General features: G+C 63.6%; 18 protein-coding genes. 4 read left to right on the top strand and 14 right to left on the bottom strand.

Annotated features, from left to right (window positions below; translation table 11 throughout):
- Window positions 1–80: 80 nt before the first annotated feature.
- The gene (locus tag ACFI9K_RS23700) at window positions 81–1,703 is read left to right on the top strand and encodes an MFS transporter (RefSeq protein ID WP_462665780.1); all 1,623 of its coding nucleotides are present in this window, start codon (window positions 81–83) and stop codon (window positions 1,701–1,703) included.
- Here ACFI9K_RS23700 and ACFI9K_RS23695 read toward each other — a convergent pair.
- From ACFI9K_RS23695 to ACFI9K_RS23635, 13 genes are all read right to left on the bottom strand, one after another.
- Entirely contained in the window at window positions 1,696–2,592 is an 897-nt protein-coding gene (locus ACFI9K_RS23695) for an SDR family oxidoreductase (protein WP_462665779.1), read from the bottom strand. The genes ACFI9K_RS23700 and ACFI9K_RS23695 overlap by 8 nt on opposite strands.
- Window positions 2,593–2,738: 146 nt before the next feature.
- Complete coding sequence (locus ACFI9K_RS23690) at window positions 2,739–3,098, bottom strand: STAS domain-containing protein (protein ID WP_462665778.1); 360 nt, start codon at window positions 3,096–3,098, stop codon at window positions 2,739–2,741.
- Window positions 3,099–3,291: 193 nt separating this feature from the next.
- Window positions 3,292–4,221, bottom strand: a complete 930-nt coding sequence (locus ACFI9K_RS23685) for an aldo/keto reductase (protein ID WP_462665777.1) — start codon at window positions 4,219–4,221, stop codon at window positions 3,292–3,294.
- A 100-nt stretch (window positions 4,222–4,321) separates the two neighbouring features.
- Entirely contained in the window at window positions 4,322–4,906 is a 585-nt protein-coding gene (locus tag ACFI9K_RS23680; RefSeq protein WP_407726614.1) for a giguanylate cyclase, read from the bottom strand.
- A 94-nt stretch (window positions 4,907–5,000) separates the two neighbouring features.
- Window positions 5,001–6,086 (bottom strand): glycosyltransferase family 4 protein, encoded by a 1,086-nt coding sequence (locus ACFI9K_RS23675; RefSeq protein WP_462665776.1) that lies wholly within the window; start codon window positions 6,084–6,086, stop codon window positions 5,001–5,003.
- Between the two features lie 38 nt (window positions 6,087–6,124).
- Window positions 6,125–7,390, bottom strand: coding sequence for a hypothetical protein (locus tag ACFI9K_RS23670; protein ID WP_462665775.1), 1,266 nt, complete (start codon window positions 7,388–7,390; stop codon window positions 6,125–6,127).
- Window positions 7,377–8,486, bottom strand: coding sequence for a glycosyltransferase (locus ACFI9K_RS23665; RefSeq protein WP_462665774.1), 1,110 nt, complete (start codon window positions 8,484–8,486; stop codon window positions 7,377–7,379). Before ACFI9K_RS23665 ends, ACFI9K_RS23670 begins: the two co-directional genes overlap by 14 nt.
- Window positions 8,476–9,741, bottom strand: a complete 1,266-nt coding sequence (locus ACFI9K_RS23660) for a YveK family protein (protein WP_462665773.1) — start codon at window positions 9,739–9,741, stop codon at window positions 8,476–8,478. Before ACFI9K_RS23660 ends, ACFI9K_RS23665 begins: the two co-directional genes overlap by 11 nt.
- Window positions 9,742–9,984: 243 nt before the next feature.
- Window positions 9,985–11,511, bottom strand: coding sequence for a flippase (locus ACFI9K_RS23655; protein ID WP_462665772.1), 1,527 nt, complete (start codon window positions 11,509–11,511; stop codon window positions 9,985–9,987).
- Window positions 11,511–12,563 (bottom strand): glycosyltransferase, encoded by a 1,053-nt coding sequence (locus tag ACFI9K_RS23650; protein ID WP_462665771.1) that lies wholly within the window; start codon window positions 12,561–12,563, stop codon window positions 11,511–11,513. The genes ACFI9K_RS23655 and ACFI9K_RS23650 overlap by 1 nt, the downstream gene beginning before the upstream one ends.
- Entirely contained in the window at window positions 12,473–13,846 is a 1,374-nt protein-coding gene (locus ACFI9K_RS23645) for an O-antigen ligase family protein (protein ID WP_462665770.1), read from the bottom strand. Before ACFI9K_RS23645 ends, ACFI9K_RS23650 begins: the two co-directional genes overlap by 91 nt.
- Window positions 13,847–13,886: 40 nt before the next feature.
- The gene (locus tag ACFI9K_RS23640; RefSeq protein ID WP_462665769.1) at window positions 13,887–15,362 is read right to left on the bottom strand and encodes a sugar transferase; all 1,476 of its coding nucleotides are present in this window, start codon (window positions 15,360–15,362) and stop codon (window positions 13,887–13,889) included.
- 150 nt (window positions 15,363–15,512) lie between these two features.
- The gene (locus ACFI9K_RS23635) at window positions 15,513–16,220 is read right to left on the bottom strand and encodes a GAF domain-containing protein (RefSeq protein WP_462665768.1); all 708 of its coding nucleotides are present in this window, start codon (window positions 16,218–16,220) and stop codon (window positions 15,513–15,515) included.
- 147 nt (window positions 16,221–16,367) lie between these two features.
- Here ACFI9K_RS23635 and ACFI9K_RS23630 point away from each other — a divergent pair, with 147 nt between their 5' ends.
- Both ACFI9K_RS23630 and ACFI9K_RS23625 read left to right on the top strand, forming a co-directional pair.
- Complete coding sequence (locus ACFI9K_RS23630) at window positions 16,368–17,477, top strand: endo-1,4-beta-xylanase (RefSeq protein WP_462665767.1); 1,110 nt, start codon at window positions 16,368–16,370, stop codon at window positions 17,475–17,477.
- A gap of 43 nt (window positions 17,478–17,520) precedes the next feature.
- Window positions 17,521–18,453: an alpha/beta hydrolase gene (locus ACFI9K_RS23625; RefSeq protein ID WP_462665766.1), complete on the top strand. Its 933-nt coding sequence runs from the start codon at window positions 17,521–17,523 to the stop codon at window positions 18,451–18,453.
- On the opposite strand, the gene ACFI9K_RS23620 is transcribed toward ACFI9K_RS23625, so the two are convergent.
- The gene (locus tag ACFI9K_RS23620; protein ID WP_462665765.1) at window positions 18,447–22,589 is read right to left on the bottom strand and encodes a molybdopterin-dependent oxidoreductase; all 4,143 of its coding nucleotides are present in this window, start codon (window positions 22,587–22,589) and stop codon (window positions 18,447–18,449) included. The two genes, ACFI9K_RS23625 and ACFI9K_RS23620, sit on opposite strands and share 7 nt — an antisense overlap.
- Window positions 22,590–22,846: 257 nt before the next feature.
- On the opposite strand from ACFI9K_RS23620, the gene ACFI9K_RS23615 reads away from it, so the two are divergent.
- On the top strand, window positions 22,847–24,040 hold the full coding sequence (locus ACFI9K_RS23615) for a L,D-transpeptidase (protein WP_462665764.1): 1,194 nt from the start codon (window positions 22,847–22,849) through the stop codon (window positions 24,038–24,040).
- Window positions 24,041–24,042 lie beyond the last annotated feature (2 nt).

Genomic DNA, 24,042 nt, shown 5'->3' with positions numbered 1-24,042 from the left:
CGACGCGGTTGCTATAACGGCCAGTTGCAGATACTTTCCTTTCAGGAACTATGCCGTGCGGCATATTTGAAGGGATCCTCATGTCGCTGCCCACGCTCGCCCTCCATCGACCAGGTGCGCCGCCGTTCCGTCGGCGATACCTCGCGCTGCTCGTCATCTGCATCGCCGAGTTGCTCGTCGTTCTGGACAACACGGTTGTCAACGTGGCGCTGCCGTCCATCGGGTTGCAGCTGAGAGCGGACATCAGTGGGCTTCAGTGGGTGGTCGATGCCTACACGCTGACGTTCGCGGGTCTATTGCTGGCGTTCGGTCACCTCGGCGACCGCTACGGGCGCAAGAAGGTCATGATGTTCGGTTTGGCGGGCATCGCAGTGATGTCTGTGGGCGGGGCTGTTGCAGCCGACCTCGGGCAGGTGGTGGCGGCCCGCGCTGCCATGGGAGTGTGTGCCGCCGCGGTGTTCCCGGCCACGCTGGCGCTCATCATCAACATCTTCACCGACGCCAAGGAACGGGCACTGGCCATCGCCGCATGGACGGCGATGGCAGGCTTCGCTATCGCCATTGGCCCCACAGCAGGCGGCTTTCTGCTCGAACACTTCTCGTGGCACTCGGTGTTCTGGATCAATGTTCCGGTCGCTCTGCTCGTTTTGATCGCAGCCTTTGCCTGCGTGCCGGAATCGAAGGCGGAGCACGTCGGAAAATACGATCCACTGGGGATCGTGCTGTCCTTGGCCGGTATCACCGTGCTGGTCTGGGCGATCATCGAAGCGCCGCACAACGGGTGGCTGTCGCCGTTGAGCCTCGGCGGCTACATCGTCGGATGTATGGCATTGGGCGCGTTCGTGTGGTGGGAGCTTCGCGCGCCGTCACCGGTACTCGACTTGCAGCTGTTCCGAAACCCACGTTTCTCGTTGCCCGCACTGGCTATTGCAGTGGCGTATTTCAGCATGTTCGGTTTCCTGTTCATGATCACCCAGTATTTCCAGGGCGTCATGGAGCTGACACCGTTGCAGTTCGGCATTCATTCGCTGCCGTTCGCGGTCGCGATCGCAATCGGCGCACCGTTGGCCACACTGATCGCCCAACGCATCGGTACTACCGCGGTGATCGTGTTCGGTCTGGTGGTGATGAGCGTCGGCATGTTCATCGCCGGCCGAACGGAGGTGGAGACTCCATACCTGGGACCCGTTGTGATCTCGATGATCCTGATGGGTCTGGGATTGGCAATCGTGCAGGGCCCGGCCACAGAATCCATCATGTCCTCGGTGTCGTTGGACGAAGCAGGGGCAGGGTCTGCAGTGAACGACACCACCAGGGAGATCGGGGGAACGCTGGGAGTTGCGGTCCTCGGCTCGATAGTCGCATCCATCTACACCACGAATGTGGGTCCCAGGATCGACGCCATTCCCGATGCGATCATGCAGCCGTACCAGAAGGCCTTTGCCCGCGAGACGGTCGTCAGCGTCATCGAAATCGTGAACTCACCGACCAATCCCATTTTCGCGGCGCAGAAAGCGGACCTGGTGTACGCGATGAAAGCAGCCTCCCTGCAAGGGTTCCAACTGGCTTCGTTCGTCACCGTCGGTGCCGCCGCGGCATGTGCGCTGGCTGTTGCGCTGTTCCTGCCGTGGCGGCGACCCGAAGGTGATGGGGTTCTGCTGGCCTGGCGAGCGTCCGAGGCCCCCGACAACGAGGTCAGTTGAAGGGAGTGCCGCCGGTGACCGCGATCGTTTCGCCCGTGATGTAACTCGACTCGTTGGATGCCAAGAACACGTATGCGGGTGCCAATTCGGCCGGTTGGCCGGGGCGACCCAGAGGGACGGTTTCACCGAACTGCTCGTACTTGTCGGCGGGCATCGTTGCCGGAATCAAGGGCGTCCACACCGGACCGGGGGCGACGGCATTGACGCGAATGCCGCGCCCGGCAAGATCTCCGGCCAACCCTTTGGTGAACGCGACGATGCCGGCCTTGGTCACCGCGTAGTCCATCAGCTCCGGCGACGGGTTGGACGCCTGGATGGACGTCGTGTTGACGATGGTCGAGCCCGGTTGCATCACCGCTGCTGCACGTCGCGAAATCCAGAACAGGGCATACAGGTTGGTCTTCAGGACACGATCGAACTGCTCGGTGGTGATGTCGGCGATGCCGCCCATCTGTGCCATCTGGAATGCAGCGTTGTTCACGACGATGTCGAGTCCGCCGAGCACGTCGGCCGCGGTGTCGACCAGCCGGTTGCACTGAGTCTCGTCGGTGAGGTCGCACGCAATCGCTCTACCGGATCGGCCCGAGCCTTCGATGAGGTCGACGGTCGTTTGCGCATCGGCACCTTCGGAGTCCAAGTGCGCAATGACGACGTCTGCACCTTCGCGAGCGAACGCGAGTGCCACGGCCCTACCGATTCCCGAATCACCACCGGTGATCAACGCCTTGCGGCCGAGTAGGCGATCGGAGCCGCGGTACGAATTCTCGCCGTGGTCCGGTGCAGAAACCATGTCGCTTGTCAGTCCCGGGTGCTCGAGTTCGGACTGGTCGCCGCGGTCGGGCATCGGGTAGGCGGTGGTGGGGTCGTTCTTGGTGAACTGGTCGGACATATGACGATCCTTGCCTCGTGTGAAGAGGACCCGCCGCGGCAGTACCAACGCCGCCCCAACTTCTCGAGACGAATCACGGTCGTTACCGACTGGAGTCGCTGTCCACAGAGGGTTTGCCGGTTATCTCCACGGGCAAACCTCGCGGCTCAGTCCTGGGTCGGGTAAGCGCCGATCGTCCTCGCGCCCAGTGCATCGAGGACTCTGCGCGCCGGCCGCGTCGGCGCGAATAGTTCGAGGCGTCCACCGGAACGCTCGGCCGCGTCGACGATCACGCTGGCAGCGCCCGAGTACATGAATTCGACCGCTGAGAGATCCAGCAACACAACACAATCGGCTCGCAGAGCGCCGTCGAGCGTATCCATCAGGTCTGCTCGTGCACTCATGTCCAATTCGCCGGCGGCGCGAACGACGGTCAGGTTGGGGGAGTAGGACTCCATCCCGATCGTGTAGCGCTGACCGGCACGGTCACGGGTGAAGCGAAGGTCGGTGAAATCGGAAACAGTCACGGTGCGAACCTCTCAGTCCGGATGGCCTGGCGACCGGCATGCTGTGGGTGGAACCCGAGGGCTACAGGTTCCGTCGTATGCCGTGGGCCAATCTTGACAGCGCAACGTCACCGAATCGAAGCCTCTTCATCACGGAGCGATAGCGAGTGGATAACGAGATGGTAACGGCGAATGTGACGCAGCTGAGAGCCGGTCAGGGCAAGGTGTGACCGGCGGCAACGAAGAGCCGGTACCACTCCTGCCTGGTCAAGCGCAGGTCGGAACCAGCCGCGGCCTCGACCACTCGATCGGGATTCGTGGTGCCCAAGACCACCTGGATATTTGCCGGGTGGCGTGTGATCCAGGCTGTCGCGATCGCCGACGGAGTGGTGTCGTAAGTACGAGCGAGGTCGTCCAGGGCGTCGTTGAGGGTGGGGTAGTGCGTGCGATCTCCGACGAACACGCCCGATTCTGTACCGCTCTGAAAGGGCGACCACGCCTGAAGGGTTATGCCACGTGGCCTTGCGTAGTCCAACAGGCCGTTATCGCGATCGATCGATTGATCTTCCGAGCCCATGTTGGCGGTCAAGCCGGCCCCGATCAAGGGGGAATGCACAATGCTCAGCTGGACTTGATCGAACAGAATCGGCTGCGTCACAGCAGTTTTCAGCAATTCGATCTGACCCGGGGTGTGATTGGAGACGCCGAAGCCGAGAACTTTGCCCGACGTGTGCAGGGTGTCGAACGCCGCCGCAACCTCGTCGGGCTCGACGAGGGTGTCCGGTCGATGGAGCAGCAGTGTGTCCAGATGATCGATGCCGAGGGCTGTCAACGAACGTTCGACGGTCGACACTATGTGCTCTTCGGAGAAGTCGAACCAGCCGTCGCGAATGCCCACTTTGCTCTGAATGCTTACTCGCTCGCGCTGCGACGCAGTCAGTGTTACCGCATCCCCGAATCGCTTTTCGCAGGTGTGCGGCGATCCGCCGTAGATGTCTGCGTGGTCGAAACCGCTCACGCCGACATCGAGAGCGGCGTCCACGAGTCTCTGGATCCGGTCGTCGTCCAGGTCGGTGATCCGCATGAAGCCGAGGACGATGCTGGACACCGATGTGCCGGTCTGGGGATGTGGAAACGTGCGCACGAAAGCTCCTCGGCTCGTGGTGGGGCGGTTGCCGAGAATTCTCGCCGACCGGTGTCGGTATCGGGGAAACGCTGATGGTGCGGCGTCGTGTCGCTGGCTACTACTCGAATTCCGAACGGATCGATTGGGTGGTGAGCTGCAACATCAGGACGAATCCGGTCAGTGTCACGACGATCGGGGCCCACAGAACCACCGCAACGAACGTATCCACATCGCGTTCGAGCACTATGTATACCGCGACAACGGACGTTCCCAGCAGGCACAGGAGGATGTGAGCGGCCAGTCGCCACTTGTCGAAGAAGAAACCGGCGAGCATACCCATCGGGATGAGAAAAGTGCACTTGCCGAGCGTCACCTCCGGCGCGAAGTTCGCGGTTATGGTGGCCCCGAAGATTGCCAGATCGGCAATGACGACAAAGGCGAACGCTTGCCCCAGCGTCGGCCACGGTCCGAACCACCAGAATGCGGCCATGATGTACGCGGCGATCATGCAGGTCCACTGAACGATCGACGGAACGGTCGTAGTGGCGCCGTACCCGAACGAGAGCTCGAGTGTGACCACGACAGCCATCGACAGAGCTGCAACGGACACGATCCGCCTGACGAGGGTTGTAACAGCAAGCGACGTCATGACGCCCATGCCCCACTGGTAATGCTCGTTGGACCTCGTCAATGTGCGAGTCACAGTTCCCCCTCGTTCCACTTTGCACCCGATTGAAACACAGTTGAACGCGTGCACGGTCGAGTTCGACCGAGTTCGAGCCGACGAACGCTGATACTCAGCTGGTCAGCCGATGTAGCAGCTCGGGCAGTGTTTCGCCGATATCGTGTCGGCTGGCCACCCGGTACCGTGCTGCCTCACCGAGCAGACGTCGCCGGTCGGCGTCGTCCACGATCGCCGACACCGCGGCGGCGAGGGCCGCCGAGTTTCCGGGCTCGACCAGGATGCCGGCACCGTCGGCGAGAAACTCGTGCGTGCCGCCGTGGTCCGTTCCGATCACCGGCAGTCCATGCGACATAGCTTCCAGCACCGACAGCGGACCGGCCTCGGGAGACGTACTCGCCGATACGACGATATCCCACCTGCGCAGTGCGGACTCCGCGTCGGTGTGCCCGAGGAATTCGACGCGGCCGGCGAGATCCGGTTCGGCTGCCCGCGCGTGGAGCTCGTCGACGTACTCGCGATCGCCGGGAAAGCTGCCGCCCGCAAGTTCGACTCGGACGTCGGGGAGCGTGGCGACGGCGTCGAGCAGGACGCGATGACCCTTCCACGGCGTCAGCAGGGCCAACATCCCCACCACGGGCGGGGAATGCAGTGCACCGCCGAATCGCGGAACCGGCCACGGCACACCGTTGTGTGACACCACGACCGGCAGACCGGCTTTGCGGAGAGGCACCGCGGTGGCGTCGGACACGGAGACCGCAACACGCACCGCGGGGCGGGCCAATCGGACCACCGCACGCTGCTTCGTGGACGTCATCGTGTCGTGGACCAGCCACGATGCCCCGCGAGGGGGGCGCGCGAAACGAGCCACAGGGAGGGCGAAAAGTGAGTTGACGACCGTCGCGGTGCCCGGTGCGCGGGCTACGGTGCGCACCGCCCGCGCCGCGCGCAACCACCGAGCGACCATCCGGACGGCCGCGATCCCACGAGCGGCTCCCCGTTGGCCCCCCAACCCGAGCTCGTCGATTTCGATGTGCCGCGCCTCGTCGGGAAGGCGTTCTGCCAGCGGGCCTGCGGGGCAAGCGATCACCGTGGCATGACCTCGACGCGTCGCCTCGCCGATCAAATCCAACAGCACTTTCTCGGCACCGGAAACCTGTCCGGTGTGGGCGAGAAAAAGAACCGTCGACTCCTCGGTCATACGTTTGCCCGTCTGTGCGGTGAAGAAATTCCGGCTTCTCAGTACGCGTCGCGCAGCAGTGCAACGGGGTCGTCGCACATTCTCTGCAGTGCGGCGTCCATGACGGCCTCCTCGATCATCTTGTTGCAGAACGAGGCCGTGTACGTTCTACCCCCGTTGATCTCGGCGATGAGCACGGTGCAGCCGTCCGGACCGTCCGGTTCGAGGGACGCGGCCATCTGTGGGGGTCTGCCGTCGTCGATCCACTCGAGATGATCGAACACTCGGACGCGCCCGAGGTCGCTGATGGCCAGTCGCAACGTCGTCGGAACTTCGACGACCGACTCGGTGTCTCGCGCCCGAGATGAGGGACGAATTCGAGATGCCACGTCGCGCAGGTGCGACATGCCGAGAACCGCTATGGGCCAACCGGATTCGATCACCTCGCGCATGATCGCAGCGATGCCGACGGGCGTGGTGGACGCAGGCAGGTGCAGCGGAATGCCGACGGCAAAGTTGCCGTGCGAACTCTGTTGCGCAGGATCGAGATAACGCCTGCTGTTGAACAGGACCATGATGTGGTCGTCGATGTCGACGGACTCGGCCCGCAGCGCCGCGGACCACAGCGCGATGGAGACCGACGCAGCGGTCGCTCCGGGCATGTTCTCGGCCGTCCAGCGTTTGAGTTCTTCGACTTCGGTTCGGTTCATGTACCCGGCGCGGCTGACTTTCCCGGATTCCCAGTTCTCGATACGACGACGGGGATTGGACGTGCTGTCGGCCTCGACCCGATGGCGTGCGCGTAACTTCCAGAAGTCCGCCAAGGTCCTGGGCTTGCGGGAGTAGTGTCGCCACAGTCCCTTCCAGGTGGTGCTAGACGGTAATCCGGCAGCGAGCCCGGGTACCAAAGCGCCGTCGGCATCATCACAGAAGGCCGCCAGCATCATGACGCCGATCTGGCCGTCTCCGATACCGTGCGAGTAGTCCACCGCGAGGTGGTCGTCGAACACGACCACCTCGAGTGGGCTTCGTGAGCCGTCCCCCGAGCGCATCTCGGTCAGTAGCCGGCCCAGGTCGTCGGTGGGACCGGTGCCCGCCATGACATTCTTGCCGGCGATGTCGTTGCGATACCGCCATTGTCGAGCATCTGCCCGTGGTTCCAGCGCTACATGCGGTGCCTCGTCGATGTGCTCGGCGGCGACGAGCGTCGCTCGTGTGCGCTCGATGTCGAGAGCCTTGATGGGGCCCACGACGGTGACTATTCGAGTATCGGCGAAGACGCGATCCAAGGCAGTCGAGCGGTAGGTGCGCTCAGCGGACGGCATCGACAACCTCCTGCATACGACTGCGAAAGTTGGCCCGGGAGAAGCCCTCTGCCCACGTGCGGATGGCGGATCGATCGAAGTCTGCAGGATCGAACGAACGCATCGCCTCGGCGAACCCGGCAACCACGGCATCGTCCGAGCCCGGGGGTACGTGCACCCCGGTCTTGCCCGGCACCACCGAATCCATGGCACCGCCGTCTCCGAGAGCGATGACCGGTGTTCCCGTGGCCATGGATTCCACCGGAACGATGCCGAAGTCCTCGACTCCCGGCATCAACAGGGCTCGCGTCTTTCGGTGTAGTTCGAGAAGCTTCTCGTGCGAAACACGGCCCAGGAAAGTCGTTTTCGGTCCAGCCAGTGCCCGACATGCATCCATCGCGCGTCCGTCACCAGCCACCACCAGCGGAACGTCGGCCTCGGCGGCGGCGCGCACTGCGATGTCCGGGCGCTTGTAGGGGACCAGACGGCCGGCGAGCAGGAAGAAATCCTCCCGCTCGATCGACGGATCCGGAGTGAAGCCCTCGGTATCGACGGGAGGGTGAACCACCACGGCGTCGTCTCGGCCCCACCAGTCTTCGATCCGACGTGCGACTGCGGTGGAGTTGGCCACCACCGTGGTCAGTTTCGGTGCGGCACCGATCTCGCATCGACGGGCCACCGCCGACAGCGCCGTCAGAATTGCCGCTCCCGCTGCCCCGCCGCCTTCGCCGGCGCGCAGTTCGGGATCCCAGGCCCACCGGGCGGGACTGTGCACGTAGGCAATCACGGGGGAGTCGGTCGCGTGGACGGCCTGGGTCGCGAATGCGTGATGGCTCACGACGACAGCGTCGTAGCCGCGGAGGGGCATGCGACGGAACGCCAGCGGCATCATCGGTAGAACGGGTGCGTACGACCGTTGGCCCAGCGCGTTGTACAGCCGGTTGAGGCCGGATACGTGCGGTCCGCGGCTAATGCCGGCAGGAACCCCGGACGGCCGCGAGATGGGCGCGAACACCTCGGCCTCGGGCCAATGCAGGGCAAGTTGTTCGATGACGTGTTCGGATCCGGCGATCTCGGTGAACCGTTCGTGTACGACGGCAATTCTGTCAGCTGGCATGGCGTTGGCCTTCCGGCGCAATCTGCTGCGCGGTCTGTTCCACGCGTCTGGACGAGTTCTTGTTCTGCAACACCAGGTGAACTGGAATGTCGAAGTCGTCCAGCCGACGTAGTGCCGCAGTTGCTGCCTTCTTGTCTCGTCCACGCTTGGACACCAGCACCACGACCGTTTCGACCTCTCCCACGTCGGTGTACTGCCACCACTGTTCGGACAAGCCGAATTCTGCGGTAGCGCGCCGATGTCCGGTGGCCTGACCCTCGCCGTGTGCCGACTCGAAGGCTGCACCCTCACCCACCAAGAGAAGGACAACGCTGTCGCCCTTGGGTACAGCGTGCCGCGCACCCCGCGAGGCAGGGCGGTCCCCACGCTCGAGCGCGGCGATCCGTGACGCAACGGCGGGCGGAACCGCATCGCCGGTTGCCGGGTCGAAGTGTGCGCCGTATTTGCGGGACACCCGACGGGCCCAGGAGCGGGAAGGCTTGCGGCCGAATCGTCCTCGGAGCAGCACGATCAGTTCGGCGGCGACGATGAGCGCAGCGAGAGCCGCGACGAGGGCTTCGGACACCGGTTTCGGCGATACCGGAGTGCTGCTCTGCTCGGGGTTCGACAACACGACCAGTTGGTCACCGCCGGCAGTGGCCTGGAGTTCGCTCTGGCGCGTGCGCAGTTCGGCCAGCTCGGACAGCGAGGCCGGCCGGCTCGGATCATCGGCAGGCAACGCGTCGACCTGCGACTGCTGCGCGTCGATCGCGGATTGTCCTTCGTCCGTGCGCGCACTCGAGTCGCGGAGTGCGTTGGCAGTCGAGGTGCGTGCCATAGCCGACACCATTGCCTGAGCCAGATCTGCTGCGAGCTGGGGAGATCGGGTCGTCACCGTCACGGTCAGCAGGGCGGGTGACGTACCGGGTGAGAGCTCCACGCTCGATGCCAGTTCGCTCGCGTCCATGTCGGTATCGACTTCGGTGAGGACCTGCTCGAGCACGCCGCTGTCCGTTGCCAACTCGATGAACGGCGCGCGCATCTGCTCGATGAACGCGTCTCCCGGTACCAGAGTCTGGGCCGGCTTGACCTCGGCGACGATCGACGCAGCGTACTGCTTGTCGGTGAGTTCACTCCTGACGTAGAACACGCCTGCACCCACCAACAGTGCAACGATCAGGGCAGGGAGCAGGGCGCGGCCGAGTTCGCGCATGTGACCCGCCAGATCGATCGGTGGTGGCACATCGCCTCGGTGCACGGCATCGTGGACGGACATCAACCGCTTATCCTTCCGTCGTTGATGCGAGCGGACGTACCGCTTCGGTGATTCGTGGAGCCGACGGGATCGATGATAGCCGGGGGAGGGCACGGTTCGCGTAACCGTGCCGGTCGTGAATGAAACTGCACATCAACAACTTTGACAGAACGAGTGAGTCGGTTTGTTATCCCCGCGTAAGCGAACTCCGACTCCTCGAGCCGGGGTCCGAATCGGTCATTGTGTCCGTTCTGCCCGGTGTCTTCACTCGGAGCGTGCACGGTGTCGTCCTTTCTCTGCCGATCCGGGTAGAGGCGACTCGACGAGTCCGATGGCGACGAACGCATACAGCGACGTCGCGACCAGCATCGCCGCCGCTACCGACACGAGCAGCCACAGGTCGGGGTAGTGCTGCACCAGTGACCAACCGCCGACCGTGGTGGCCGCGGTGATCACGACAACGATCGAAAGTGACTGCACCGGAAGCAGTCTGGATACGGGCATGCTGCGTCCGATCACGATCCACAGCAGGACGAGGGTGGTTCCGATTGTCGCGACTGTCGAGATTGCAGCTCCGTCGTACGACAGTCGAGGGATCAAGAAGAGGTTCAATCCGATGTTCAGGGCCAGACCGACCAGCGCGACCACCGGGTAGTGTCGCTGCATTCCGGCCGATGCGAGCAGAAAAATGCCGAGCATCACCAGCGACATCAGTGCCGCACCGATCACGAGTAAACGTGCTGCATGAGCGCCGTCGACGAATGTGTCGCCGTAGAGCAGGCCGATCAACGGCTCCGCCGACGGAACGAATGCCGCGACGGCCATCGCGCCGAAAAGCGCGAACAGCAATGCGGCCGAACGTGAACGCGCGCGGAATGCTGCGGTGTCGTGCGGCCACGATGCCACGAGCAGAGTGCTGATCGGAGCTACCGCTGCCATGACGAAGGTGTCGATCATGTCGGAGAACTTGTAGCCGATCGAATACAGTCCGACGGCCTCGAACGTGTCGAGCAGGCTGAGCATCAGCATGTCGATCTTCAGCATGGCGATGGTGAGGGCGAAGCCGATGGCGAGTGGAATGGCCTCACGCAGGTACGGCCCCCAACGGCGTACCTCGATGTGCCGCGAGGGCCGCAGACCCATCGACCGGTTGCCGATGCCGAAGCCCTTGGTCACCAGTTTGAACACTTCGTTGACCACTGCCGGCAGAACGAAGATCAACAGGGTCGGGGCAAAGACGGCCGCGAGCACGGTCAAGGCCAGTTGGATTGCCTGACCGGCGCTTTCGGCGACGGCCACCAGAATCAGGCGGTGACGACTCTGATAAAGCACGCTCAAAGCGTGACCCGGTGTGGCGAACACGACCACCAGCCCGCCCAGCACCGTCGCGAGGATCACCTCGCTCGGATACTGCAACAACAGAACGTACGCGACGGCCAGTACGTACCCCACCAGTCCGAGGGCGGTGCGCAGGGCCAGGAACGACGATGCAGTGCGACCGATTTCCTCGGGGTCATCGTCCATCAACTTCGCCAGCACGACGCGTCCGACTCCCAGATCGGTCACGACGGACATCAAACCGAGCAGCGCGAAGACGAAGCTGAACTGACCCCAGTCCTCCGCTCCGAGTGACCTTGCGATGATGACGCTGCCGACCCAGCCGAGCGCAGCAATGATCACTCGGCTGATGAGAACGGCGACAGTGGCTTTGGCGGCCGCTTTCGGATCGGCTGCGATCGCGCGGTAGTCCGGGGGTTGTTCGGTGCCGTCGAGCGCGAGCTCGTCGGACATCAGGCCACGCCCGCAGCGCGATACGCGTCGGCAGTGAGCTCCGCAGTGCGGCGCCAACTGATCTCGCGAGAGGCGGCGGCCGCCGCGTCGACCAGAGCGGCCCGCGCATCGGCGTCGAAAGCGATGGGCTTCATGGCGCTTACCCAATCGTCCACGTTCTCGGATCGGACGAGAACGGCACCGTCGCCGACCACGTCGGGAAGAGCGCCGACGGCGCTGGCGACAACCGCTCCGCCCGAAGCCATGGCCTCGACGGGCGGAAGACCGTAGCCCTCGTAACGGGAGGCATACGCGGTGATGGTCGCGGCGGCGTAGAGGGCCGGCAGGTCTTCGACGTCGACGTATCCGAGGCCTCGGGAATTGCGGGGAGCATCGGGCCCGGTCGAGCCTGCTCCGGCCAATAGGCAAGGGATTCCGAGGCTCTCGGCCGCATCGGCCACCAGCTGAACATTCTTTCGGGGCTCGACCGTTCCGACCTGAATGACGAACCGATCCGGTAGGTCGTATTTCGACCGAACGGCTTCGATACGAGCCTCGGTGGGCACGGTGGCCCATGCAGCGGGTGCCAAGCCGACCACGGTGGCGTTGCGTCCGCTGATCGCGTGGATCCGATCGGCGGTGAACTGGGACACCGCCACGAGCAGATCGGCGCGGCGAAGGGCGCGCCGCACCAATCGCTGTTCACCCAGAGCCCGAAACCGGCTCGATGCAGAGGGCATGTCGATGACCGAAAGGTCGTGCACTGTCGCAACGGTGAACGCTTTGGTGAGAAACGGTAGGTCGACGTCGAGGCCGTGCACGACGTCGCACTGCTCGACCGGCAGGGCACCGAGCACCGCACGAGCCGCACCACTGGTGACCGGGCGCTCGATCGCGCGAACCGAGGACGGCAGCTCTCCGACGGCGTCGCGCTGTACCACCGCAGCAAGTTCTGCTCCGGGCAGACAGTGCGGTAGTTCGTTCAGGAGCTCGCGAATGTAGGTCTGTACTCCGCTTCCGCCCGGCCGGAGGGCGAGCGCCCCGAAAACGATTCGTGTTGCGCTGCTGCGCATCCCACCACTCCTAACAAGAGCCAGAAATAGACATCGATCGGAAAGATCTCGAAATACGTGGAGACGAGGCTGGCGAACATGGCGGCGACGATCGAGGCTCCGACACCGAGTGCAAGGGCTCCGTCTCCACCCGGCAGCGCACGAGAGAGGCGCGTGCACCACAGCAGTGCCGTCACGAGCAACGCAACGACTGCCCACAAGCCGATCGGCCCGAGCTCGAGCAGAGCCTTCACGTAGTAGTTGTCGGGTTGATAGTTGGTGGAGAGACCGGATTGGGTGAACGCGGCACCTTCTGCGGTGGAAATGCGGTCTGCCGCCGACCCACTCGATCCCAGCCCGGTTCCGACCGGATGGATCAGGATGCTGGCGATGATGTTGGCCCACCCGTCACCGCGTTGGCCCAGGCTGCTCGACGAGAAGAAGACCGACGTTATCTTCGGCACGAAGGGGACCGCGACCGCCACGACCGATGCCACCAGTGCGAGCGGTGCAGCGAGGTAACGAAAGCGCACCGCGATCAAGTAGATCGCCCCGACCGCGAGCCCGAGAATGGCACCGCGCACGATCGAACTGGACATTGCGACGACCATCATCGGAGTCGCGCAGAGGAACAACATGTTGCGACGACGGCGTGGATCGGCCAGTGCGACGGCACCGCCTACGAGCAACGCCAACATCACGTACAGCCCGAACGGGAACGGCAGGTTGAACGTGCTGAACGTGCGCAGCAGTCCACCCGAGGTTCGGACCTGCGTGCCGTATTCGTAACCCAGCGAGACCAGTGCCGCCGGCCCGGCCACCAACTGTGCGATGCCGACCACCGAGGTGAAGACACCCATACCCATCAGGAGGGACACGAGATTGTCGCGGTCGCCGGCGTCGAACGGCGCGAGCCACATCACGACCACCAGCAGCATGTAGAAGAAGGTCACCTTGATGCCGAACACGCCGACGATTCCGAAGGTGGCGAACGCAGAGACACTGCCGAACACGAGGAAGACCGCGGCTGCCGGCCACCACGGCATGAACACCCGCGGCGTCGAACCCCGGACGTGTCGTGGTCGACGCATCCAGGCACAGAGCACCGTGAAGACGACGAGGCCTTCCTTCCAGCCGGACACCACGCCGGGAAGCGGAACCAGAACGAGCAGTCCGTGCAAGGGAACCAGCGCCGCCAACAGCAACACCCCGCGCTGCGGTCGACGGTAGATCGCCCGTGCCACCACACACCCGAGTACGAGCACCAGCACCCCGCCGAAAGCAAGTGCTGCGTACGCGATCACGGGGTGACTCGGACATGGCCGTGCTCGGCGTCGACCACGATCAGTCCTCGGCGCGCTTCAGAACAGCCAGAACGGTCAGGAACAGAATCTTCACGTCGAGCCAGATCGACCAGTTCTCGATGTAGTAGTTGTCCCACTCCGCGCGGTCGGCAATCGATGTCTGGCCGCGAAGACCGTGAACCTGAGCCCATCCCGTCACGCCGGCCTTCACCCGATGGCGCTCGCCGTACCGGCGGATCTGCATCTCGAACAGATCGACGTATTCCGGGCGCTCGGGACGCGGCCCGACCAAACTCATGTCACCCCGAAGGACGTTGAGCAGCTGGGGTAGCTCGTCCAGGGAGGTCTGACGCATAATCTTGCCGATGCGTGTTCGTCTGTCGACACCCTCCACACCACCGGGCGCGTCCCCGGCCTTGCGCTCGAATTCGGCGTCCGAAGCCCGGGGAGGGCGCATGGACCGAAACTTGAGGCAACCGAAAGGTAGGCCGTCGCGGCCGATCCGCTCCTGCTTGAAGAAGATTGGTCCGGGCGAGCTGAGCCGTACGAGCAGCATCAGAGTCAGGAATACAGGGGAGAGCAAGAGCAGACCGAACGCGGTCAGAACCCGATCGAGAATGCCCTTCACGGCGAACTGCCATCCCTTGGGGTTCACGTGGGGAAGGACCATCAGTGGGAGGCCACCGATGTGCTCGACACGGGTGTTGCCACCGACCGCGTCGTACAGCCGGGGCACCACCCATACGCGCATGCCGAGTCGGTGCGCAATTCTGATGGCACCGACCAGCTCTCGGTCCTCGGTCGGCGCGAATGCGACTATCAATTCCTCGGCACCGGTTCTGCGGGCGACCGTCTCGAAATCGCCGGGTAGTCCGAGGTACGGAAGATCGGGCACTTCACCACTCGGTAGGGCGTCGGCGACCGGGGCCTCGCCGACATAACCGACCGGTGCCAGACCGTACTCGGGGAATTGCCGTGTCCGCGCGACGAGTTGGTGCGCAATCGGATCGTTGCCCAGAACGATGGTCGGTGCCGCGGAGCCGAACTTCGCTCGAATCAAGCGCTGGATAACGACACGAATCAAGCGAGCGAGAGCGATGGTGAACGCGGTCAGCAACCACAGGCGCAGCACGACGGCGCTGGGCCGGTACTCGGTGCCGGCCGAGTACATCACGACCAGCAGGGCGAGCGACGCGAAGGCAACGGCCGTCTCTGCCGGCCCGATCTCGTCGAGAAAATTGCGACGGAGGCTACGGCGGTACATGGCCTTGCCGGCGAGAATGACGATCAACAACGGCAGATACAGCCAGGGCAGCCAACCGGTCTCGGTGAGGCTGCCCGAGTACCACAGCAAAGCGCCTACGAGCGCGACGATGCAGGCGAGCACATCGACGGCGACGGTGACGGCGGTGTTCAGCGGATCGACGCGGAGCCGGTCCACCAAGGTGCGAGCGGCAACAGTGTCGGGCTCGTCAGCCCGCGGGCGAGTGTGCGGTGATTCCAGTGTTTTGGGCACAGCTACTTCCGGTGGCTAGTCAAGATCGGTTGGTCCCGAATATCCCAATTAATGTATACCGCTGGGAAAGGGACAACTCGGTCGACTGACGAAAAAAACCCGAAGTTCGGTAAGTGGTCGATAAAGCTGATATCGGCTGGTCGAATGCGCCTATTCGAATACTCTTTCACGAATTATCCACGCCAAATCCTGCAAAATCTGGATATGCCCGGTGGTCCACTGACGCGGCTTCTGATCCCACACGCAGAGAGTGCCGACGGAGTGGCCGTCGTTGTCGGTCAACGGAACTCCGAGGTAGGAGACCAAGAGGTTGCCCTGGACCGACGGGTGGTCCTTGAGTATGTCGTTGAGCCGAGCATCCTCGACAACGAGGGGTTGACCGAGGTCGATTGCATAGCGGCAGATGGAACCGTCGAGGGGAACTTCCTGCGCGCCATCGAGTTCCACCGGAAGGCCCAATGCGCTTTTGAAGAACTGGCGTTTGTCGTCCAGTAACGAGAATGCTGCCGACGGGGCACTCAAGGCGTCGGCGACCATGGCGACTATTCGGTCGTAGCCGGCGTCCGAGCCGGTGTCCATCAAGCCGGTTCGGGCGACCGCGGCCAGACGGTCGGGGTCGTCGATGGGGGTGCCGAAGGCTCTGGTCACGTCGATCGGATCGACGCCCTTCTCCGCGCCGTCCTGAAGGGCCCGCAACAGAGCGCCCACATCGGAATCCTGATCTTCGGACAGTTCTCGGACGAGCCGATCCACTACCGCCCGCCGAATGAATTCCTCGGTGGAAAGCCCGGATTTCTCCGCCTGCCGGGCGAGTAACTCGTTCAGACGATCGTCGAAACCGGGAAATCCTGTAGTCATTGGGCTTATGGTAGTACAGAGAAAGTTCTCCCAACGATGCAAACTGCGAGCCGACTCCGCCTCGGGGAATTTCCGCTCGACTGTGTCACGGCAGGTGCAACGACGCGATCCGGGTGATCGATCGTCGATAGTTGCTAGCATCTGCAAATGACAGCCAAGGTCGCCCTGCGCACGATCGCGGTTCTGACCGCTCTGATGTTGTCGTGTGCGGCCACACCGGCAGCGGGAGCCACTGACGTCGGGCGGGCGCAGGCCGGTTCGGCGACGTGTGGAGGACAGTCGAACGCAATGCGAATCGGGGTATCGCCCGGGGCAGGAATCGCCACCCTGTCGACCGCGGACCTCGATCGTGAGCTCACCCTCGCGAAGGACGCGGGTTCTTTCGCTGTGCGCCTCGATCTGGACTGGGGATCGATCGAGCCCAACCGGGGCACTTTCGACTGGACACTGAGTGACCGAGTGATCGACGCCGTTGTGGCCCACGGAATGTGCCCGTACGGCATCGTCGGATACACACCGAGGTGGGCTCGGGTTCCTGCGGCAGTGGACAACCCGCACTCCCGTCCTGCCGACCCTGCCGAGTTCGCGTCGTTCGCTGCGACAGTGGTGCAGCGATATCAGAACCGAATGAACCTGTGGGAGGTATGGAACGAGCCGAATCTCGTCTCGTTCTTCGCGCCGGCGCCGGACGTGGCAGCGTATTCGGCTCTGCTGCGTGCCACCTACCAAGCGATCAAACAGGTTCAGCCCGGCTCCACTGTGCTCGCGGGCGGAATGGCACCGGCCGAGACCACCCAGGGCAACATCACCGGAACGACGTTCCTGTCTCGGATGTACGAGCAGGGGGCCAACCAGTATTTCGATGCGTTCAACGTTCACCCGTACACCTGGCCGTATCTGCCCAACGATCCCGGAACGGCGTCCTGGAACACCGCGATGAAGATGTGGTCGATGCGTGACGTCATGGTTGCGGGGGGTGACGCGGACAAACAGATCTGGATCACCGAGTTCGGTGCACCGACCGGAACCAACCCGAACAGCGTCACCGAACAAGTTCAGTCCGACACCATAGGGATAGTGCTCGACGCAGTCCTCGGCACCGACTGGCTCGGTCCGGCGTTCGTGTACTCGCTCCGCGACTCCGGAACCGATACTTCGGACGTCGAGCAGAACTTCGGGTTGCTGCACCGCGATTGGACACCGAAATTGGCGTACGCCCGCGTCGATGCCTATGCCGCCGAGCATTCGGCGCAGTAGACGATCGACTCCGGCACCGGCCTTCGTCGGCTATGGTCTGCTCATGAATTCGCAGCCGGGGGGCGCGGTACCCGACCGTAAGGACATCACCTTCGATTCGAACGGCGTCGACTGCGCCGCGTGGCTGTACCTGCCCGAGAGTGACGCCCCGGCACCGGTGATCGTCATGGCCCACGGGCTCGGGGGAACCCGACGGATGCGACTGGACGCCTATGCAGAACGATTCCGGGCCGAGGGCTACGCGTGTCTGGTGTTCGACTACCGGTACTTCGGAGACAGCGGTGGTACACCCCGTCAACTGCTGGACATCGAATCGCAGTTGCAGGACTGGGCGGCAGCGATTGCGTGCGCTCGGTCTCGACCCGAAGTGGATACATCGCGAATCGTGTTGTGGGGGTCCTCGTTCGGCGGCGGCCACGTCATCGTGGCAGCGGCGAGAGACCAGCGGGTGGCCGCGGTGGTCGCGCAGTGCCCGTTCACCGACGGCATCGCCTCCGGCCTGGCATCGAACACGTGGACGTCGGTCAAATTGTCGGTGCGCGCGGTACGCGATCTGGTGGGATCGGTGATCGGGCGGCCGCCGGTGATGGTCGCGACCGCCGGACGGCCGGGGACGACGGCGCTGATGACCTCACCCGACAGCTACGACGGTTACCTAGCGCTGGCGCCGGACTCGGACGAATCGTTCCACAATCGGGTCGCCGCGCGGTTCGCACTGCAGATCGTGCGGCATCGGCCCGGCCGTCGGGCGAAGGACGTCTCCTGCCCCATCCTGTTCGTCGTGTGCAACACCGACTCCGTTGCCCCGGCGAAGGCGACCTTGCGCTATGCCCGGACCGCGTCACTGGGCGAGATCGAAACCTACGATGCGGGCCACTTCGACATCTATCTAGGTGCTGCGTTCGAGCGAGTGGTGGTGGATCAAATCGACTTTCTCCTGCGTACGGTTCCGCCGCGGGTGCCTGCAGATCAGTAGACGTCGCGGACGTAGCGTTTTTCCGCGGCCAGCGCTTTGACGTAGGCCTCGGCACTGCTCGGGGCCAGTTTTCCGTGTTGAGCGACCACGCCCTTCAGCGCAGAATCCACGTCCTTCGCCATTCTGGACGCGTCGCCGCAGACATAGAAGTGCGCACCTCGGTGAATCCAGCTCCACAGTTCGCTGCCGTGCTCACGCATGCGATCCTGCACGTAGACCTTGTCCTTCTGATCACGGGAGAACGCGACGTCGAGGCGATCGAGCGATCCGTCGCGCAGCATCGCCGTCAATTCGTCCCGGTAGTAGAAGTCGGTGGCCGCATGCTGCTCACCGAAGAACAACCAGTTCGGCCCAGTGTGACCGAGCGCGCGACGCTCGTGCAGAAATGCTCGGAACGGAGCGATTCCGGTCCCCGGCCCGACCATGATCATCGGTGTCGTGGGGTCCTCGGGCGGCTTGAAATGGGCCGACTTCTGGACGAATATCCCGACGTCGTGGTTGGCGGCATGATCGGCCAGGTACGTCGAACACACTCCGCGTCGAGCGACGCCGTGCACGTTGTAGCGCACGGCCGAGACGGTCACCTGTACTTCTTCGGGATTCTCCTTCGGGCTCGACGAGATGGAATACAGCCGCGGCTGCAGGGGCTTCAGGACGTCCAACCAGTCGTCCACGGATGCTCGAACCGGATGGGAGGCGAGTACATCGATCGATTGACGTCCCCACATCCACTCGGACAGCGTGTGCCTGTTGTCCGGATGCAACATGGCTTCGAGGTCGTCGTCTGCCGTGCGTCGGTGCACGAACTTCAACAGATCCGGTGTTGCACGCGCGATCTCGAGATGACCGGTCAACGCTGTGCGAAGCGGCATCGCGCCGTGGTCGGACAGCTCGACGACGGCATCGCCCTCGAGCCCGGTTGCCTCGAGCCACTCCTGCACGAAGCGGTCGCTGTTGCGTGGCCAGACTCCGAGTGCGTCGCCGACTTCGTAATCGATTGTGCCAGAGGGGACGTGGAATCCGAGTTGGCGGACGTCCTTGAGAGAACCGCGTGCGGTCAGTACCCGATTGCGTACGAGCGTCGTCATCAGCGGTGACTTCTTGCTGTATCTCGACCCCTCGGTATCGTTCGATCGAGTGACGGTCCTTGTCACCGGCTCGGCTGACGAACTATCGGAGTGACCGGTGTGCTTCGTCGGCGTGGTGTCTCGAATGAGCGCGGTCACCGAATCGAGCCAATCGGCGGCCTCGTTCTCGTAGTCGGGTTCGAGGTCGACCCTGTCGAGCAGTCGCCGAGCACCGAGTTCTCCGAGTCGTTCGTCGACCTTCCGTCCGTGTCCGCAGAAGTCTGCGTAGCTCGAGTCTCCGAATGCGAGGACGGCGTAACGAATTCCGTTCAGATCGGGTGCGGAGTCGGCGGACACGCTCTCCCAGAACGTGGCTCCGTTGTCGGGCGCTTCGCCGTCGCCGGTGGTGCTGCTGACGATCAAGACATCTGCCTCGCTCGGTAGTCGATCGACGGTGAACGAATCCATCGAATGCTCGGTAACCACCGACCCTGCTGCTCGCAGGTGGGCCACGCACGACTGGGCGAACTCCTCGGCAGTTCCTGTTTGCGAGGCCCACAGTAAGAGCAACGGTCGCCCCGATGACGACGGGTCCCCAGCCGGCGCATCATTGTCCGACGCAGGTCTCCGTGAGAACAGGCCTGCAAGAACACCATCGAGCCAGGCATGCGTCTCGGGACTCAACGGTGTCTGCGAGGGCAGCGTGGGGGTTCCAGGTGCAGACCGGCCCGCCGCGCTGCCCAGACCTTCGAGCAGCCCGGCGATGTAGCTCTGTTCGACCGCGGTCAAGGGTGCCGCTGGGCGGGCGGGTCGGCCGACTATCGCGGCGAGTGCATCGATCGGGTCGTCGTCAGGGTTATCGATCACCGGCGACAGTGGTTTCACTGCAGCAACTTTGGTGAGTGTGACAGCGCATGCCTTGAATTCGGGCTGTCGAGAGTACGGGTCGACGGCGTCGTTGGTCACCGCATTGATGGCCAGAAGTTCGCCGAACTCGTCGCTCCAGTGGAACGGCGCGAAGCATCCTCCTGGTAGTACTCGATCGGTGATCACCGCAGGCAGTACTGCACGGCCGCGTCGGGAGGACACTTCGACGGTATCGACGTCGGACAGATCGAGCCGATCCGCGTCGGACGGGTGAATTTCGACGAACGGGCCGGGATCGAGTTTGTTGAGCTTGGCGACTTTGCCGGTCTTGGTCATGGTGTGCCACTGATGGGGCAGCCGACCGGTATTGAGCACGAACGGGTACTCGTCGTCGGGCATCTCGGCAGGTGCCATGCTCGGCCTGGCGAAGAACTGTGCTCGCCCGCTCGCGGTGGGGAAGGACAGTGCCGGAATCGAACCGTCCTCGCCTACACGCTGCTGTTGGCTGATTCCGTTGTTCAGGTATCGGATCGGGTTTCTGGCGGTGGCTGCATCGGGCGGGCACGGCCACTGGAGGGGGCTCTCGCGCAGGCGCTCGTAGGTGACACCCCGGATGTCGTAGCCGGTGTTGGGGTTCCAGAACTGCTTGATCTCCTCGAACACGTCCTCGGCGCTCGAGTAGGTGAACGCATCGGAATATCCGAGCGCGCAGGCCATGTCGGCGATGATCTTCCAGTCCGGCAGAGCCCCGCCCGGTGCCTGGACTGCTGGTTGGAACAGCGTGAGAGTGCGTTCGGAATTGACCATCACGCCCTCGGCCTCGGTCCACAGCGCCGCGGGAAGTACGACGTCGGCGTACCCGTTGGTTTCCGTATCGGCGAAGGCATCTTGGGTGATCACCAACTCGGCGCGTTCCAGACCGTCGATCACTGTCGTTCGATTGGCAACCGACGCAACCGGATTGGTGCAGATGATCCAGCAGGCCTTGATCTCACCGGCGGCCAGCTTGGTGAACATCTCGATGGTTCCGCCGCCGACGTCGGTGCGCAGAGTGCCGCGGGGTACACCCCACTGTTCCTCGACGAAGTCACGGTCTGCGTCGTCCAGCACCGACCGCTGACCCGGAAGTCCCGGGCCCATGTAGCCCATCTCTCGACCGCCCATGGCGTTCGGCTGTCCGGTCAGAGAGAACGGGCCGCTCCCGGTCCGGCAGAGGGCACCGGTGGCCAGATGAAGGTTGCACAGCGCGTTGGTGTTCCAGGTTCCGTGGGTCGACTGGTTCAGGCCCATGGTCCAACAGCTCATCCAGTTCTTCGCAGTGCCGATCATCGCAGCCGCTGCGCGTAGGTCTCTCTCGTTCAGACCTGTTGCAGCACAGACAGTCTCCGGAGTGTAGTCGCCGAGAAAATCGGGCATCGCGTCCCACCCGTCGGTGAACTCCGCGATGAAACCGGGGTCGGTGTTCCCGTCCTCGACGATGAGCGCCAGCAGTCCGTTGAGCAGGGCCAGATCCGATCCCGGCTCGACCTGCAGGTGTAGGTGGGCCTTGGCTGCGGTGGCAGTACGTCGGGGATCGACGACGATCAACTTCGCACCGGCTTTGACGCGGTCCATCATCCGCAGGAACAGGATGGGGTGGCAGTCGGCCATGTTGGAGCCGATGACGAAGAAGACGTCCGCGTGATCGAAGTCTTCGTAGGACCCGGGCGGGCCGTCGGCACCGAGCGACTGCTTGTATCCGGTGCCCGCGCTTGCCATACACAATCGGGAGTTGGATTCGATCTGATTGGTACCGATGAATCCCTTGGCCAACTTGTTCGACAGATACTGAGCTTCGATCGACATCTGCCCCGAGACGTACAGCGCAACCGAGTCGGGGCCGTGCTCGTCGAGGATCGTGCGGAGTCTGCGAGCAGTGTCGGCGATGGCCACCGATGTGTCCGTACTCTCCGGGCGCTCACCGCGCCGGTGGCGAATCTGCGCTTTGTCCAGCCGCCCGGGCCCGGCCAGCATGTCCGCGGTAGTGCTGCCCTTGGTGCACAAGCGGCCGAAGTTGGCCGGATGCGCCTTGTCTCCGACGGACTTGGTGACTACAGGCAGGATAGGGAGCACGGACGTGGTGGCCGACGGCCCACCGACTTCGAGCACCATCCCGCATCCCACACCGCAATACGCGCAGAGTGTCTTCACCGTCGTGACCATGGGTTCCACAGTGCCCGGTCCAGGGTGCGCGGCCATTACACGTCAGTTAGCCGGATATGACGTTGTCCTCACCGGGCCGAGGCGACAACGGTGATGCGGGGGTTCTCGCCGTTGATCCAGCAGGGAGGTAACACCAACTTTCCGTGGCGCGATTGGTACTCGAACGTTATTCGTCGAACGGGCTGTCGAGTGGAATGTGAGGATTCTCCGCTGGCAGAATCGTCGGCGTCGGGCTCGAAGTGGGAAGTGGTGTGTTCATGAGGGTGTCTCGCGGATTCGTACTCGCCGCGGTGGGAGTTGTCGCTTCGGTGGCGGTCCTGTCCGGATGTGGCTCGTCCACGAACATCTCCGAACCCTCGGTTCCGATCGACTCCAACCCGATGACCGAACTGATGAAGCCGAAACTGACGGCGAACGTGCTCGACGGCGCGGTCGGATTTTCGCCGGCGGACCCGGTGACCGTCTCGGTGGCCGACGGCAAGTTGTCCTCGGTGACGATGCTCAATCCGGCCGGAAAGCCGGTCTCGGGGGCAATCTCGCCCGATGGCTTGTCGTGGACCAACACCGAGCCACTCGGCTACGACCGCGAATATCGCGTACAGGCCGACGCCTACGGGCTCGGGGGAGCGTCGAGCACCATCACCAGCTTCACCACCAGCCAGCCAGGCAACTTCACCAAGCCGTACGTTCTACCGAATCCCGGTGACATCGTGGGAATCGGTCAGCCCGTCGCGGTGCAGTTCGACGAAGCGATCACCGACAAGCTCGCCGCACAGAACGCGATCACGGTGACCACGACGCCGGCCGTCGAAGGCGCGTTCTACTGGGTCAACAACAAAGAGGTTCGCTGGCGACCGCAGAACTACTGGGCACCGGGAACGAAGGTGGACGTGGCGGTGAACGTGTACGGACGCAACCTCGGTGACGACATCTACGGTCAGGAGAACGCCACGACGTCGTTCACGATCGGCGACGCCGTCATCGCCACCGCGGACGACAACACCAAGCAGGTGACATTCAACGTCAACGGCCAGGACGTCATCACGATGCCGACGTCGATGGGTAAGGACTCCACGCCGACGGACAACGGCGTCTACATCATCGGTGATCGTTTCGAGCATCTCGTCATGGATTCGTCGACCTACGGCGTACCGGTCAACTCGTCGACCGGATACCGCACCCCGGTCGACTGGGCGACGCGAATGTCCTACAGCGGCATCTTTTTCCACTCTGCACCGTGGTCGGTGGGGCAGCAGGGTTACTCGAACGCCTCGCACGGTTGCCTGAATCTGAGCCCGACCAATGCCAAGTGGGTCTACGACAACACCAAACGCGGCGACATCGTCGTGGTGAAGAACACCGTGGGCGGAACGCTGTCGGGTACCGACGGCCTCGGTGATTGGAACATCCCGTGGGACGAGTGGAAAGCGGGCAACGCCACCACGGTCTGATC

The sequence above is a fragment of the Rhodococcus sp. PSi06 genome, assembly GCF_054960675.1.
The sequence above is the reverse complement of the archived record's forward strand: the minus strand, read 5'-3'. Positions and strand labels throughout refer to the sequence as shown.